A 16,081-nucleotide genomic window follows, 5' to 3' on the forward strand; every position below is an offset into this window, starting at 1 on the left:
GGGGGGCGAGGGGGGGATGCAGGGGGGCGAAGGGGAGATTGAGGGGATGCGGGAACGCTTGACGCAATACTTACAGGGAGAGAAACCGTCGGGGGTTTACAGCGGACACGAACCCCCGTCTCGCGCCCCCATCGCCTTTGTCTTCCCCGGAACCTGTCCTGTGTCTCCCGGTGTGGGACGACAACTGTACGAGACTTCGCCGCTGTTTCGGGAAGTGTTCGACGCCTGCGACGACATTGTAAATCCGCTGCTGGGGCGATCGATTGCGGAAGTCCTCGATGACGAAGTGTTAATAGAACCCGCCATGTTTGCGATCGAATACGCTCTCGCGCGATTGTGGCAATCTTGGATCTCAAGGTTAGATTGGTTAGTCGGGCAGGGTGTTGGCGAGTACGTCGCCGCTTGTCTGGCGGGGGTATTTTCCCTAGAAGACGGCTTGAAACTGGCTGTAGCCAAGCATCGCAGCTTAGACGAGTTCGATCGCACTGCAAATAACCTTTCTTACCAAATTCCAAAACGGGCGATCGTCTCTCCGCGCACCGGACAAGTCGTCACCGACGCGATCGCCACCCCAGACTACTGGAAACAACAGGTTCGCGAACCGTCAGAGATCCTTTCCACCGCCGCCGTTCCCGAAGAAACCCTGTTTATCGAAATGGGGTCGAACTCGAGCGATCGCCCCTCGTATTTCCCCAGTTTGCGATCGTCTCAAACTCCTTGGGAAACCTTACTCGAGAGTTTAGCCAAACTGACCGTTCGAGGCGTAGAGATCGATTGGAACGCCTTCGATCGCCCCTATTCTCGCCGTCTCGTGACGCTTCCCAACTATCCGTTTCAACGACGACGCTGCTGGTTTGGCGAAGACAATCTCGAGGAGAATTCCCAACAGTCTACAGAGATTGTAAGTGACTCCTGGTTCCAACACCTCGATCGTGCCAGTCGCAGCGATCGCCATCCTCTTCTCGTTCGGCTGTTACAAGGCGAATTCGCCCGCGTGTTGGGGCGTTCCTCCCCCGAGGATCTCGAACCGACGCGAGGCTTTTTCGAGATGGGATTCGATTCTCTGTCGATGGTGACGTTGAGAAGTCGTCTCGAACGAGAAATCGGACATCCCCTCTCGGCGACGCTGGGTTTCAACTATCCCACCCTGGAATCCCTCGCCGATTACTTACTCCAGGCGATCTTACATCTCGAGAGCGATCGACCAAAAATCGCCGTTTCCGAAGCCTTACCCGAAACTCCACAAAACCACTCTCTTGGTGCGCGTTCCCTTCGACTAAGCTCAGGGCAAGCCCTAGCGCCGTGCGACGGCGCGGGGTCGCACCGCAAAACCGAGTCACCACCAACAGTTCTGACAGTCGAGGATATCCAAGAACTCTCAGAAACCGAAGCCGAAACCCGCTTACTCGAAAAACTGCAAAATCTCGAACTCTCATAAAGGCTTCCTCACCCTAGAACTCTCGGTGTCCTCCGTCTCTGATGTGGTGAAGACATTTCAAACCCCGACTGTGACATTGCATCTAACAACATGACTTCTGCTTCCGATTCGACTCCCACCCCTCAACTCTCTCCCCTGAAACGGGCGCTTTTGGCGATCGAAACCCTACAAGAAAAAGTCAAAACCCTCGAATCTTCCCAATCCGAACCGATCGCCATTATCGGGATGGGCTGTCGGTTTCCCGGCGACGCCAACAGCCCCGAAGCTTTTTGGGAACTGTTGAAACAGGGAAAAGACACCGTGCGATCGATTCCCGAGACGCGCTGGAACGGCGATCGCGACTACGATGAAACCGGCGATCGCCCCGGTAAAAGTTACACCCGAAAGGGTCATTTCCTCGATCGCGTGGACGAGTTCGACGCCCCCTTTTTCGATCTCTCGCCGCGAGAAGTCACCTCGATGGATCCCCAACAGCGACTCCTCTTAGAAGTGGCGTGGGAATCTTTAGAACGCGCCGGAATTCCCGCCACCGACTTAGCCGGAAGCAATACAGGCGTCTTTGTCGGGATTAACTCCGCCGATTACGGACAGTTACACGCCGATTCCCAAAGCCTCGAGACTCTCAACGCCTACGTTTTTACGGGAAATACCGCCAGCGTCGCAGCGGGGCGATTATCCCATTGGTTCGGCTTTCGCGGCCCCACCTTAGCCGTCGATACCGCCTGTTCCTCGTCTCTCGTCGCCCTGCATTTAGCCTGTCAGAACCTGCGATCGCGCGAGTGTAGAACCGCCCTCGCGGGAGGGGTAAATTTGATGCTGTCGCCTCGGGGGTACGTCATTCTCTCGCAAATGCGCGCCCTGTCTCCAGACGGACGCTGTAAACCGTTTGACGCCTCTGCTAACGGGTACGGACGGGGGGAAGGCTGCGGTGTGGTGGTTCTCAAACGCCTGTCCGATGCGATCGCCGACGGGAACGAGATTCTAGCGGTGGTGCGCGGAACGGCGATCGACCACGACGGACGCAGTAGCGGTTTGACGGTTCCCAACGGCCTCGCGCAACAGGAACTCTTTCAAACCACGTTAACCCGTGCGGGTGTAAACCCCCAACAAGTCAGTTACCTAGAAGTTCACGGAACGGGAACCGCCCTCGGCGATCCCATCGAAGCCGAAGCGATCGCCCAAGTCTTCGCCCGCGATCGCGATCCGTCTCATCCCCTCGCCCTCGGTTCGGTGAAAACCAACATCGGTCATTTGGAAGCGGCGGCGGGAATTGCGGGGTTGATTAAAGTGGTGTTGGCGATGCAACATCGCGAGATTCCGCCCCACTTACACCTGAAACAGTTTAACCCGGCGCTGAACTGGCCGAATCCGGCTTTAACAGTTCCCACCCAACGGACGCCGTGGAAGGTTCCCGAAAGTCAGTCTCGCATTGCGGGGGTGAGTTCTTTCGGAATGAGCGGTACGAACGCCCATGTCATTTTAGAAGAAGCGCCGGTTTCCGTCACGCCGTCTCCGAATTCTCCCGATCGCCCCCTGCATTTGTTGGCGTTTTCGGCGAAATCGACTGCGGCGTTAAGCGAACTCGCCCAGCAATGGCGATCGGTTCAGGACGATACCCCATCCCTCGCCGATATCTGTTTTAGCGCCAATACCGGACGCTGTCATTTTCCCCAGCGAGGGGCGATCGTCGCCAGTTCCATCGAGGACTTGCGGCGACAATTGGCGGAGTTTACCGTTAGCGAAGCAACGGGAGAACGCGCCAAACGTCAAACTTCGGTCAAAACGGCGTTTCTCTTTACCGGACAGGGATCGCAAACCCTCCACATGGGGCGACAACTGTACGAAACCAGTCCCCGATTTCGGGAGATTCTCGATCGCTGTAACGAAATTCTACGGACTTATCTCGAACATCCGTTACTGACGGTGTTGTATCCCAGCAATGCTTCAGTTGAGGCGATGTCGCAGATCGATCGCACGGCTTACACGCAACCGGCGTTGTTCGCGATCGAGTACGCGATCGCCCAACTGTGGAAATCTTGGGGCGTCGAACCGGACGTGGTGATGGGTCACAGTTTGGGGGAATACGTCGCCGCTTGTGTGGCGGGGGTTTTCAGCTTGGAAACGGGGTTAGTGTTTGTCGCCGAACGCGCCCGCTTGATGGAACAGCTACCCGAAGATGGGGCGATGGCGGCGATTTTGGCGGAAGCGTCAGTGGTGGAAACGGCGATTTCTCCCTTCGATGCGGTGACGGTGGCGGCGTTCAACAGTCCCCGAAATACGGTGATTTCCGGCCCGAAAGCCGATGTAGAAAAGGTAATAAAAAATCTAACTCAGCAGGAGATTCATGCGGTTCCGCTTCAGGTGTCTCGCGCCTTCCACTCTCCCGCCATCGACGGAATTTTAGAGGCGTTTCGTCAAGTCGCCAGTCAAATCGAATATCGATCGCCCGAAATTCCCGTGATATCGAACCTGACGGGAACTGTCGCCGACGCCGAACGACTCGGTCGAGCGGACTATTGGTGTCAGCATTTGCGCCAACCGGTGCGTTTTACTCAGGGAACGCAAACGTTAGAAAAGTTAGGTTGTCGGGCGGCGATCGAAGTGGGGCCGCATCCGGTGTTATTGGGGTTGGCGCGTCAGTGTGTGGCGGACTCTGAAACCTCTCCCCTCTGGCTGCCCTCCTTGCGACGGGGACAACCGGATTGGTCGGTGTTGTTGGAGAGTTTGAAAACGTTATATTTGTCAGGAAAAGCGATCGACTGGCAAGGATTCGATCGCGACTATTCTCGCCGCCGCGTCTCGCTTCCCACGTATCCTTTCCAGCGCAAACGCTATTGGATCGATGTCAAACCGGATATTTCAGAGGTTGAGACTTCGCCGCAAAGTCTCTATGCGTCGCAGTGGAAACGGTTAGAAAAACGAGACATTAACGCGTTCTCGGGAGATTGGCTAATTCTCAGCGATCGCACTTGCGGTTTGGGCGATCGCCTGGCGACTCGTTTAACGTCCCTCGGCGCAACCTGTCATCTGCACTACGCCGACACTTCCAGCAGTGCGAACGCCCTTTCTCCCGAGGATACCGAAGCCTTTGAAACGTTAGCGCGATCGCGATCTTGGTCGGGTATCGTCTATTTGTGGGGATTGGACGACACCAGAACGCCGCCGCCCACTCCGCAACCGGATGTGACTTGCAACTATCCCAGTTGTGCGGGACTGTTCCATCTCGCCAAAGCGATCGCCCAGGATGCAGTGTCCGCAACGGGTCGGCTTTGGGTGGTCACGCAAGCCGCGCAACCCGTGGAATCCGGCGAAAATCCCACCTCGACAGTACAGAGTTTGCTGTGGGGATTGGGTCGAACCCTCGCCCTCGAACACCCGCAGCGGTGGGGCGGTTTACTCGATATTCCCGCCCAGTTCGACGAGGATATTGTCGAGGCGATCGCAGCCGAAATTGGGGCGATCGACCCCGAAGATCGCGTCGCCTTGCGTTCCAGCCGGCGATACGGACAGCGATTGCAACCTTGGAAACCCAAATCTGAGAAAACCGCGTTGAATCCCGAGGGAACCTATCTCATTACCGGGGCGTTTGGCGGATTGGGACTCGAGTTAGCGAAATGGTTGGTCGATCGCGGCGTGCAGCATTTGGCCCTGTTGGGACGGCGATCGCCTTCTCCCCAAGCGGAATCTCAATTACAGAAATTGGAGGCGCGAGGGGTTTGCATCCATCGCCGACAAGCGGACGTTGCGATCGACGCCGATGTAGCCTCCGTCTTCGCCAGCTTGAAAAACACCGCACCCCCCATCACAGGCGTCTTCCATCTGGCGGGAGTTCTAGACGACGGCGTTCTCCTCCAACAACGCTGGAACCGCTTTGAAAAGGTCTTGCAACCCAAAGTTGCGGGGGCTTGGAACCTCCACCGCCATACAGAATCCCTCGATCTCGAAACCTTTGTCGTGTTCTCCTCCGCCGCCTCGATTTTAGGGTCTCCCGGCCAAGGAAACTACGCCGCCGCCAACGCCTTTCTCGACGGTCTTATCAGCCTCCGTCGTAGCCGAGGACTCGCCGGACTCAGCGTGCAGTGGGGACCCTGGGCGGAATCGGGAATGGCGGCGAAGTTGGACGATCGCAGCCAGCAGCGGTGGCGACAGGCGGGGGTGGAACTGTTAACCCTCGAACGAGGATTCGCATTGCTCGATCGCGTGGGAATTTGCGATCGCGAGAGTCCCCACCATATCGGCGCGTTACCCATCGATTGGTCGCGATTTGCCGCGCAACTGCCCGATCCGGGGCGATATCGCCTCCTCGAATCCCTCGTCTCTTCCCCCCCTGCCCCCCTTACTAAGGGGGATTTGGGGGGATGGCGAGAATGCTGGGACAGTCTGTCCCCCGTGCAACGCTACCATCGCATTTTTGAGGGTTTACAAAAAGAGATTTGTGTGGTAATAGGAGCCGACGCCACAGAAACCCTCGATCCTCATACGGGATTCTTCGAGTTGGGATTGGATTCGCTGATGGCGTTGGAGTTGAAAAATCGGCTGCAAACTCGCTTTGACTTGGTGTTGTCGTCCACGCTGACGTTTGACTGTCCCAATCCCAAAACCCTAGCGGACTATCTCCTCAGTCAACTGTCTCCGTCAGAAGGCGATCGCCCCGTCGAACCGTCAGAAAATCCCGAAAACGCCGTGCGAGATCTCTCTGAAAACGAGCTTTTAGCCCTGATCGATCGCGAATTTTCCACCTGGGTCACACAGAAGTAATACGGAATCCGAATTGCAAACACTGGTTTTGTCCAACCTGACAAACCCCTCTATCCCCCCAACTCCCCTTTCAAAGGGGGGCTAAGGAAACCTAGCTTATCGGGAACGGATGGAGTATAACCCCAACCGCTGAAAACCTCCGAAATCACGATGACTGACTTTCCCCAAAACTCGACCCAAACCTTATCCCCCCTACAACGCGCCGCCTTGACAGTACAGGAAATGCGAACCCGCATCGACCAACTCGAGCGATCGCACGCCGAACCCATCGCCATCGTCGGGATGGGATGTCGGTTCCCCGGCGGCGTCACCGATCCCGAGTCGTTTTGGAACCTGTTATCTCAGGGAAAAAACGCTGTCGGCGAAATCCCCGAACGCCGCCGCCAACTGTTGGGGCGATCGCAACCTGGCTATCCGCAGCGGGGCGGTTTTCTCGATCGCATCGACGAATTCGACCCGGACTTTTTCGGAATCAGCCCTCGAGAAGCGGCGACGATGGACCCGCAACAGCGGTTACTCTTAGAAGTCAGTTGGGAAACCTTGGAAAACGCGGGAATCGCGCCGTCTCGGTTGATGGACAGTCAGACGGGAGTATTCCTCGGCATCAGTTTAAACGAATTTCTGAAATCTTCCCTCTTTGGCGACGAAGCGGGAATCGATATCTATAGTGCGACGGGGAACGCCTTAAGTATCGCAGCCGGACGCATCGCCCACTGGCTGGGAGTTCGCGGCCCCGCCTTAGCTGTCGATACCGCCTGTTCTTCCTCTCTCGTCGCCGTTCATCTGGCGTGTCAGAGTTTGCGCTTGGGAGAATGTCGCTTGGGCGTCGCGGGGGGAATTTATTTGATGATGGCCCCGCAAACCACTTTGGCGATGGCGAAACTGAACGCCTTGTCTCCTGATGGATATTGCAAAACCTTCGATGCTTCAGCAGACGGCTACGGACGCGGGGAAGGCTGCGGGGCGATCGCTCTCAAACGGTTGAGTGACGCGCAATCCGACGGCGATCGCATTTTAGCGGTGATTCGCGGTTCGGCGGTGAATCACGACGGACGCAGTAGTGGTTTGACGGTTCCCAACGGAACGGCGCAACAGGCGGTGGTGCGATCGGCGTTGCAAAACGCTCGCGTCAATCCCCAAGATATTCAATATATTGAAGCACACGGTACGGGAACCCCTCTCGGCGACCCGATCGAGGTTCGATCGCTCAGTGCGGTTCTCGGCGAAAATCGCCAACAACCCTTTGCGATCGGTTCGGTGAAAACCAATATCGGTCATTTGGAAGCCGCCGCTGGAATCGCGGGATTAATGAAAGTGGTGTTGGCGATGCAACAGGGCGAAATTCCGCAACACTTGCATTTCCAGCAACTCAACGATCGCATCGATCGCACTCACATCACCGTTCCCACCGAACGCACCCCTTGGATAGCGAACCGCGATGGAACTCGTCTGGCGGGAATTAGCGCCTTTGGCTTCAGCGGAACCAACGCCCACGTCATCCTCGAATCCGCCCCAGAACCCTCAAAATCTCCGAAACCCGCGCGCTCGCCCCAACTTCTCTGTTTGTCGGCGAAATCCCAACGCGCCCTCCAGCAGCGGGTGACCGATTTAGCCGAGTACTTGCGCGATCGCCCCGAGTTGGAACTGGCGGAGATTTGCGTGACGGAAAACGCCGGGCGATCGCACTTTTCCCATCGTCTCGCCTTCTGCGTTTCCACGCGATCGCAACTCCAGCAGTGTTTAGAAACGCCGTCAGACGCCATTTCCGACACCACCGCCACGCCACCGCTGAAAATTGGGTTCTACTTTCCCCCCGTCAGCGATCGCGCGATCGATATCGATCCTTCACTTTACGAGAGCGCCCCAGCCTTCAAAGCGGCGATCGAAGCCTGTGCGGACTGTCTCGATGCTGACACGGCGGCGTTGTTGTTGTCGGTTTGTCAGGAACGAAAACCGGAAAATTTACCGATTTCAGTCGCCGTTTCTCGTCAAGTCGCCTTAACGCAACTGTGGCGATCGTGGGGAATCGAACCGACGGTGACGGTAGGCGATGGAATCGGCGCACAGGTAGCAGCTTGGGCGTCGGGACAGTTGAATTTACCGGAATTGTTCGCGCAACTCCCCGAAACTCTCGACAAACCGGGAATTTCAGACTCGGCGATCGCATCGTTGCAACAAGCCGATTGCGACAGTGCGATCGCCCTGGGAACCTGCGAAACCTCTACCTCAAACCATCTTTGGCTGCCCTCTCTCGACTCTCAACGCACCGATTGGGAGGTTCTGTTAGACAGTTTACGCCAACTGTACCTGCGAGGCGTCGATATTTGCTGGCACGCCGTCGAAGCGGGACAACAGCGTCAGGCGATCGCGCTACCGACCTATCCTTTCCAACGCCAATCTTACGACCTTCCGAATCCCTCTCCAACTGCACCGCTGCCACCTTCGGACAGTTTACTCGGTCGTCGTCTGTCCTCTCCCCTGTCTGCCATTCAATTTGAAGCGAACTGGCATCTCGATCGCCTTCCCTTGGTGCGCGATCATCAGTTACAGGGTCAACCCATCGCCAATTTAGCAGTGTATTTGGAGATGTTGCAAGCTGGGGCGATCGCCACCTGGAATCGTCCAGTTCGTCGCTGGAACGGGTTGCGGGTTCCCCATCCCTTATCGTTTTCCTCCGATCGCTGCCATCGGGTGCAGTTGATTTTAACCCCTCAACCGGGCGATCGCGCAGAATTTCAAATCTTCAGCCAACCGCCTCAAGCGTCGGAGTCTGCACCGTGGGTTCCACACCTGGCGGGAGAAGCACAATTTACACTTTCGCCGGAGTTTTCTCAAGTTTCTGACGTTGAAATTAAATCCTTAAAACAGCAATTCAGCGATTGCTGGGATGGCGAAACCTTCTATCAACAAATGCGATCGCACGGAGCCGATCTCGGCGCAAGTTGCCAAGTCTTAAACACTGTCTGGCGCAAAGACGGGGAAGCCTTGGGACAGTTGACACAACCAAAATCAACCCTAGCGTCAGAGTACCATTTACCGCTGCAAGCCCTCGACGCCTGTTTCCAAGTTTTCGCCGCCTGCGTTCCGCCGCATCTTTCAGATACCTACATAATCCTAAGTTTGCAACAGTTAGAACTCGACAAACTCGACCCACAAAATCCACCGAAATACGCCTATACCAAAATTCAAACCCCAGTAGAAGACTGGCAAAATCGCGATCGCACGGCGACGCTTTCGGCGGACGTAATGCTGTTAACCGAAGCTGGAAAACCCGTGGTGAAAGCCACAGAACTCCAATTGCGACGTTTGAACGCGACGGCGACAAAATTGCGATCGAACCTCAGTTCTTCTCCAACTTCTGAAAACCTCCAAAATCGCGCGATCGCCGTTCCCAATGTATCGCAACTTTCAGAACTCTCCGAATCCGAACAACTCGAGAGTATCGAAGGGTATTTAATCGCCATCCTCGCCAAGTTATTGAGGCTACCAGAAGACAAACTCAACCGAGATTACCATCTCGCCGAACTCGTCGATTCTCTCATCGCCTTTGAACTTCAGGGTCAAATCGAAAAGGACTTTCAAATTCGTTTACCCATCGAAAACTTTTTAGGGCGATCGACTATCGCACAACTGGCAAATACGCTGTTAGAACAACAAACGTTAACCTCGTTAGTGCTTCAAACTCGATCGTCCTCAGAATCTGAAGAAATGGAGAGTTTGATTTTGTGATTTTGAAGAGTTTCTAAAACGCTAATGTTGAAAACATAAAAACCCATGAAAATCGAAACCCCTTGGATTCCCCAGTTCAATTCCAACAACGCCGACGAACTTCGGCTGTTTTGCTTTCCCTACGCCGGAGGTGGAACCCTAAGCTTTCGAGGCTGGCGCGATCGCTTTCCATCAAATATTGGCGTTTATCCCATCGAACTCCCCGGACGAGGATTTCGATTGCAAGAACCTTTATTGACAAACCTTTCGTCGATTGTCGAGGCGATCGCACCCGTAATTTATCCCTATCTCGACAAACCCTTTGCCTTTTTCGGTCATAGCATGGGGGCGCTGATTGCGTTTGAACTGACCCGTTTACTTCGAAAAAACTATCGAATAAAACCCCTTCGATTGTGCGTTTCTGGACGATGTGCGCCTCAAACACCGCCCATCGTTCCCCCAATCCATCAGTTACCCGAACCAGAATTTATCGAAGCCCTTCGCCGCCTCAACGGTACGCCAAACGAGGTATTTCAAAATTCCGAACTTTTGGCACTCGTATTACCCATTTTACGCGCCGATTTTTCAGTCGTCGAAACTTACTCTTATCGACCCGAAGATCCCCTGTCTTGTCCGATTTCAATTTTTGGCGGACTGAACGATCCCGAAACGACGATCGATTTTCTAGAAGCTTGGAAAATCCAGACCAACCATCAAACTTCTTTTTATATGCTTTCCGGCGATCACTTTTTCATTCACTCAAACTTCGACGAATTCAGTAGCTATCTTTGCCAAGATTTAAAAAATTCTGCGAGAATCGATGGGTGTATTTCTATTTCATAAAATAATGGGTAGTGCTGCACTCTAATGATGCTGGGCAGTTACAATCCTTGCATGGCAAGTATTCAAAAACCAAAGTAGCATTACTCCTCATTACTACCCTATTGTCTAGCAAGGGGTTCAGGACTTTTCTGCACCCCCAAGGGTAGCCAAGTTACTTGTTACCAGCTCTTTTTTTCACGGCAAGTTCGGAAGATCCGGACGAATTTAGGTTGCGGACTCTTTGAGTATAGCTAAAATGGCTTCTAGCCACTGCCTATAGGTTAATCCCATTCCAGGAGCATAAACACAAGATCCGAGTTCCCGAGTTAAAGCCATATCTAAATCAGCTTCTGTCAAGTTTAGATCTAGAAAACTCTCTAACTCGTTAACTGTTAGATTGATAAGAGATTGAGGATTTTCGGTTTTAAACTCATGTACAATCACTTCAAATGATGGTCGCTTTCCTTTCCAGTCATGAAGAACCGTCCAGTCTTGGTGAAAGTACCCGGAAAAAAATTGTTTAAGCTCTGGATAAATATTCCTATATCGAGTCATTTCCACCTCCTTCACCTTTGCTAATCAATAATTGGGAATGATGTGTGGATACGCCAACCTTGTTCTGAGGTGTCGCGTACTATAACTACTCGTGCAGTTGAAGTTTCAACAGCCCTGCTACTGCCTCTCTCAAGTACAATTCCAATGGGATTTTCCATTTCGATTTCTGCTACGAATGGTCGGCCTCTTCCACTGTTGAGCCAGTCTATTATTTCATTGCGATACCGCCGCACAAATCTTCCTTGAGTTCGATTGGCAGCAGCTTCATTCCGAAATGAAGAGGCAAATCTTAGGTTAGGATCTCCAGCTAATCGGTTACACAACCAATGTTCTGATCGACCCACATAGCGATCGATGCTGTGTCCTCCAGCCGCGTCATGAGATTCTACATTACGTCGTTGTCTCCTACTATTGTGAGCATTACCTGCTCTCCCCTGAGACTGCATGGGCTGAACCGTTTCCAAGTCATCCATGCGCCCTGGAACCGGAGCGCCATCAGGAGTAGCGAGCTGAGGTCTACGACCCAGTATAGTATCTAACCGCCGTTGAAGCTCCTCACCTATCTGGCGAAACTGACCGTCAATTTGTGACAGAACATCATCCAAATGACGATTAAACTGGTCGAGTTTCGCTAACAGAGGAGCCAGCTTCCCTGGCAACTTTTCAGAAACTTTGAGATTTTCACCTTTTCTTAGTCATTATTTGGAATCTTCTTTTCCTTTGTTGCGAAAAGTTTCGTGAAAGTAATTTTTGTTATAGAGTGCTACACTGCTCCAGTGCAAATCTTCTACGAAGAAAATTATTATGCAGAATCCCTGTTCGTAACAAGGGCTTGAATAAGGTAGCCAAGTTACTTGTGGTGCTTCCCTAAAAGATTTCCCTGCTTCTTCGAGTTGCTCTTCAATCTCAATTAGTCCTTTGCACAAAGGGGGCATATCTATCCATTTTCCAGACTCAACCGAAAACAAACGTTCGAGAAAATCTTCATTCCTCCTTGACGAGAGTAATTCTGCGGCAATATCTGAGAGATTTTCTTCTACTGAAAGATCTGAGAAATCGTCTGTTGGATTCATCTGAACATCTCCATAAATCGTTCAAATTGACTGTTTGTTACTGGGACTCTATCTCGAGCTTGAACTCTTCTTAAATGAGCCCTTCGAGGGCGGTTTTCTACAGTTGTTAAAAGAGATCCATCAGGCTCAAAAATATGCTCTCGACCCCGAGGTCCTCGAACAACATATCTCCCGTCGTCGGGTTGAACGAATATATCACTTTGTCGAGCTCGTTGTGCATCATTAAACGCTTGACTTACAGATGATCTCCCTTCAGATCTTCTTTGCTCTGCGTGATCGGTTCTTCGGTTTCGAGCAGGCTCTTGCTCTGACTCTCCCCCCGAACCGCTGCTGATGGCTAAATATGCAGCGTTAATTAACTCCGCTAAATCCCGAGCCATGTTGCCCGTTGCTGTAACAACAACACTGGCTCCATGTGTTGCTGTCACAACTCCAGCAGCCACAGCACCCGAGCCCGCAATACAGCCAATTCCCGTAAAACAGAGGGCTCCACCACTTCCTATGGCGCCGCCTCCAGCTATCATCTGTAAGATTCCTTGAACCAGCGCTGCGGCATCTCCAAACGTTCTCCCCGTAACAAACGCAGCGTCAGTAGGGAGCTGTTGTTCTACGATTTGTACATCGTCAGAGGCCGTGGAAGTTCCCAACGAAACAGCTTCCAATACCCATTGCGGCAGTTCTCCGTTGTCGCGCCCCCCTTTTGGAATATAGATGACGATAGCGGCTAAGTTTTCGCGTTTCTATTTTTACCGGGTCTTCTGGATATACGGTGGTTTTCTGTGTTTAGATAACGTGATAATGAGGGTTCAGCGATCGAAGTTTAGATTTTTTGTAGTCTAAGCTACATTGGTCATTGCAAACCCACAAGACCCCGTTTTGTTGGATTTTTACGAGCATTCTTTGCGAAAATTAGCTTTCACACCACTCAATAAATAAGTCTTCGGCTGCCAGATCGGGACAAACTTTTTGAACGGCTTGGATGAAAGAAAATTTAAGATCTAAGAGTTGCGATAGAATCTTCTTCTCTTCTACTAAGATAGTGTCTGGATCGGGTTTCCAGGCTTTTCTGTAATGTTCTCCTTTCTGGGGAATAAAATCATGACACTTTACTTCTATAAAGCCATCATCATTTTTTTTGTTGAATGTTATGGTTTTATTAATACCCTGTTCGTAAAGTTCTAGATCGAACGGATATTTTTTTTGCCGAATTGCATCAATAGCTTCGGATAGTTGTTCGACAACACAAGATAAGTCAGGGTAAATTTCGACAGGCCAATCTCGTCCAAAACCACTTATCTTGAAAACGAAACCATCTACTTTATCAAGTTTTTCGCAAGCAGTAATAATAATGCTGAAAATGTCAGCATTAACATCTTGCCACTCAAACGCTTCTTCTTCATTAGAGTCATCTTGGCAAGTTTCTGAAAGCAACTCTTCTAGGTTTTTTCTGGTTTCCAAGCGTAGTATAAGCATAATATCACTTACGGAGCATCTAAGATAGGATAAGCAGTTCTGTAAACGCCTCTTGGATTGGGAACAAGGTAAGCTCGTGTAGCAGGAACAATCGAACCGTCCGGCATAATAACTTGTCCTAATCCTTCTGGAATATCAACGATCGTCGGACCGGATATATTTGGATAGATATTTCGCAAAAACTCTGCAGCTCGCTCGTTGTCTAACCACTGTCCTTGCTCTTGTCCATTACTAGCAGCTCTGCCTCTCAATCGTCTAGTATTTCTTTGTCCAGCGCCATGTCTGTTAAACGTATGACCAAATGTCGGCCTACTCGTCGAGTTCCAGTTGATGTTGTCGGTGTCACCTCCATTTCCCCCCGAACCGCTGCTGATGGCTAAATGTGCAGCGTTAATTAACTCCGCTAAATCCCGAGCCATGTTGCCCGTTGCTGTAACAACAACACTGGCTCCATGTGTTGCTGTCACAACTCCAGCAGCCACAGCACCCGAGCCCGCAATACAACCCACTCCCGTAAAACAGAGGGCTCCACCACTTCCTATGGCGCCGCCTCCAGCTATCATCTGTAAGATTCCTTGAACCAGCGCTGCGGCATCTCCAAACGTTCTCCCCGTAACAAACGCAGCGTCAGTAGGGAGCTGTTGTTCTACGATTTGTGCATCGTCAGAGGCCGTGGAAGTTCCCAACGAAATAGCTTCTAATACCCATCGTCCTGGTTCTGAGTTGGTGTCCAACCATTGATAGAAAGCCCCCGCGACGAACAAGGCTGCATCGCGGCTGAACGCCATCATCTCCTCGAGCAGCGCTTTAACGCCTTCCTGCTGTACCGGGGTTAGCAGACCTCCTGACTCAGGTAAGGGGGCAACCTCGCCCAAGGCTTGCCTAGCCGTTTCCCCAATAGGGGTCGAAGGTTCTACCTCACTCCGGGTCTCGTTGGCGGTCTCTTGAATCGCTGCCCAAGTTTCAGTTCCCTCTCCTCGTCCGACAATCCCATCGTCCGTAAGCCCGTTTTGACGTTGCCATCGAGACACGGCAAGTACAGTTTGCTCGTCGAAGACTCGGGTGGGTCTGGCTCCCACCACGTCTTGAATCAGCTCGATTTCACCGGAAGTGTAACCGTAACGGTTATTAACCTCGATCGCATACCCTACATCGATGGGAATATTACTCGTCCCTACCCCTGCAAGACCTTCGGCTGTTGGCGCCATGCCAGGCAAGAGAGTTTCCCTAATAGGAACTTCCGGCCGGACCTCCGACTGCATCCGACTCCAGGTGTTTGGCCCCACCTTCCCGTCTCGATGTAGATTATTCTGCTCTTGAAAGTTCTGGATTCCTCGAACTGTCGCCACGTCCAAACGCCCAGAAGAGCTAACGTCGACGACCTGTCGAATGGCGGCCAATCGTCCGGGGATCTCAGAGTAAGGCGCATAGCCGGGATCGTTTCCGTATAAACCATAGTGCAGTGCGTCAATCAACCCAAAGGTTATGGAGCCGACTTTTCCATCGACATCAAGAGTCCCGCGCTGGGATTGCTATGTTATGACTGCTTTAACCAGAGCTGTATCTTTGGTGGTGCAGAAAAGTCCTGAAACCCTTGCTAGACAATAGTTCTATTGAATCTATCGATTCCTAGCTGAATGTGGGAAGACGAACGTATTCAAAGGGGTTTGAGGTGCTGAAAGATACCCTCAAGAGGAACTTCATATCTCGCTCTTTTTGTCAACGTTTTGTTTTCAAAAGTTTTCTGCACCATTAAGGAACTGTAGAACTGTAGAACTGTAGGGAGCATCTAGTTAAGGCAATGAGTAGAAATACGCATTGACAGAGGTTCGAGAATAGAGAGGAAAGCATTCCCCAGTCGTCAATGACCCCAGAAGAACGTCAAAAACTCAAACAAGCTGCCGAGACGATCGCCGATATCCTGTACCAAAATACCCCTAAAGAGAAAGTCCAAGACTTCGAGAGCATCGAGCTGAGCCTGCGCGACCACTGGCTCGAAACCCTTGGCCCGGAACTGGCCCTATTTTTTTTGCCCAAAGCAGCCAGACTCGTAGCGGACGAGAACGAAAAATTAGGAGCTGTATTGGAGAAGTCTCCCTAACCAGTAATCAAGCCAAACGCTTAAAGGTTAACGCCCCGCACACGAGTGAGTCCTCATCTAGAACGTTGTTCGTTGCTCCTTTGTGCCAACGAATCCTTCGCTAACGCTGAAGTCGATATCGAAGTCCTGACTGGGGTCAAGGTTTCTCACGGC

10 protein-coding genes and 1 pseudogene are annotated in these 16,081 nt (G+C 52.2%); 5 read left to right on the top strand and 6 right to left on the bottom strand.

All coding sequences use genetic code 11. The features are described 5' to 3' along the window. The 4 genes from GEI7105_RS38430 to GEI7105_RS0112865 form a co-directional block, all read left to right on the top strand. A partial coding sequence (locus GEI7105_RS38430) for an acyltransferase domain-containing protein (protein ID WP_218959069.1) occupies positions 1-1,438 on the top strand: 1,438 nt, incomplete at its 5' end. A 90-nt stretch (positions 1,439-1,528) separates the two neighbouring features. Continuing rightward, positions 1,529-6,196: a type I polyketide synthase gene (locus GEI7105_RS0112855; protein ID WP_017660866.1), complete on the top strand. Its 4,668-nt coding sequence runs from the start codon at positions 1,529-1,531 to the stop codon at positions 6,194-6,196. 150 nt (positions 6,197-6,346) lie between these two features. Continuing rightward, entirely contained in the window at positions 6,347-9,925 is a 3,579-nt protein-coding gene (locus tag GEI7105_RS33445; protein WP_017660867.1) for a type I polyketide synthase, read from the top strand. A gap of 45 nt (positions 9,926-9,970) precedes the next feature. Continuing rightward, a complete protein-coding gene (locus GEI7105_RS0112865) occupies positions 9,971-10,747 on the top strand; it encodes a thioesterase II family protein (protein ID WP_017660868.1) in 777 nt (258 codons plus the stop codon). A 204-nt stretch (positions 10,748-10,951) separates the two neighbouring features. Here GEI7105_RS0112865 and GEI7105_RS0112870 read toward each other — a convergent pair whose 3' ends face one another. From GEI7105_RS0112870 to GEI7105_RS41045, 6 genes and pseudogenes are all read right to left on the bottom strand, one after another. Further along, on the bottom strand, positions 10,952-11,281 hold the full coding sequence (locus tag GEI7105_RS0112870; RefSeq protein WP_144053785.1) for a contact-dependent growth inhibition system immunity protein: 330 nt from the start codon (positions 11,279-11,281) through the stop codon (positions 10,952-10,954). 20 nt (positions 11,282-11,301) lie between these two features. After that, on the bottom strand, positions 11,302-11,754 hold the full coding sequence (locus GEI7105_RS41040; protein ID WP_375339036.1) for an RNase A-like domain-containing protein: 453 nt from the start codon (positions 11,752-11,754) through the stop codon (positions 11,302-11,304). Between the two features lie 225 nt (positions 11,755-11,979). After that, a complete protein-coding gene (locus GEI7105_RS30330; protein ID WP_017660870.1) occupies positions 11,980-12,354 on the bottom strand; it encodes a hypothetical protein in 375 nt (124 codons plus the stop codon). 909 nt (positions 12,355-13,263) lie between these two features. Then, positions 13,264-13,827 (bottom strand): hypothetical protein, encoded by a 564-nt coding sequence (locus GEI7105_RS0112885; protein WP_017660872.1) that lies wholly within the window; start codon positions 13,825-13,827, stop codon positions 13,264-13,266. A gap of 8 nt (positions 13,828-13,835) precedes the next feature. Continuing rightward, positions 13,836-15,035, bottom strand: a complete 1,200-nt coding sequence (locus GEI7105_RS0112890) for a peptidoglycan-binding domain-containing protein (RefSeq protein WP_245555402.1) — start codon at positions 15,033-15,035, stop codon at positions 13,836-13,838. 63 nt (positions 15,036-15,098) lie between these two features. After that, a pseudogene (locus GEI7105_RS41045) lies at positions 15,099-15,302 on the bottom strand (peptidoglycan-binding domain-containing protein); the annotation flags it as partial. 389 nt (positions 15,303-15,691) lie between these two features. Here GEI7105_RS41045 and GEI7105_RS0112895 point away from each other — a divergent pair. Next, positions 15,692-15,928, top strand: a complete 237-nt coding sequence (locus tag GEI7105_RS0112895) for a hypothetical protein (RefSeq protein ID WP_017660874.1) — start codon at positions 15,692-15,694, stop codon at positions 15,926-15,928. Positions 15,929-16,081 lie beyond the last annotated feature (153 nt).

The sequence above is a fragment of the Baaleninema simplex PCC 7105 genome, from assembly GCF_000332355.1.
GTDB classification, from domain to species: Bacteria; Cyanobacteriota; Cyanobacteriia; order Cyanobacteriales; family Geitlerinemataceae; genus Baaleninema; species Baaleninema simplex.

Excerpts from the sequence above, each read along its gene's own strand:
- GEI7105_RS0112855 (WP_017660866.1), top strand. The coding sequence starts at position 1,529 with ATGACTTCTGCTTCCGATTCGACTCCCACCCCTCAACTCTCTCCCCTG.
- GEI7105_RS33445 (WP_017660867.1), top strand. The coding sequence starts at position 6,347 with ATGACTGACTTTCCCCAAAACTCGACCCAAACCTTATCCCCCCTACAA.
- GEI7105_RS0112865 (WP_017660868.1), top strand. The coding sequence starts at position 9,971 with ATGAAAATCGAAACCCCTTGGATTCCCCAGTTCAATTCCAACAACGCC.
- GEI7105_RS0112870 (WP_144053785.1), bottom strand. The coding sequence starts at position 11,281 with ATGACTCGATATAGGAATATTTATCCAGAGCTTAAACAATTTTTTTCC.
- GEI7105_RS41040 (WP_375339036.1), bottom strand. The coding sequence starts at position 11,754 with ATGGATGACTTGGAAACGGTTCAGCCCATGCAGTCTCAGGGGAGAGCA.
- GEI7105_RS30330 (WP_017660870.1), bottom strand. The coding sequence starts at position 12,354 with ATGAATCCAACAGACGATTTCTCAGATCTTTCAGTAGAAGAAAATCTC.
- GEI7105_RS0112885 (WP_017660872.1), bottom strand. The coding sequence starts at position 13,827 with ATGCTTATACTACGCTTGGAAACCAGAAAAAACCTAGAAGAGTTGCTT.
- GEI7105_RS0112890 (WP_245555402.1), bottom strand. The coding sequence starts at position 15,035 with ATGGCGCCAACAGCCGAAGGTCTTGCAGGGGTAGGGACGAGTAATATT.
- GEI7105_RS0112895 (WP_017660874.1), top strand. The coding sequence starts at position 15,692 with ATGACCCCAGAAGAACGTCAAAAACTCAAACAAGCTGCCGAGACGATC.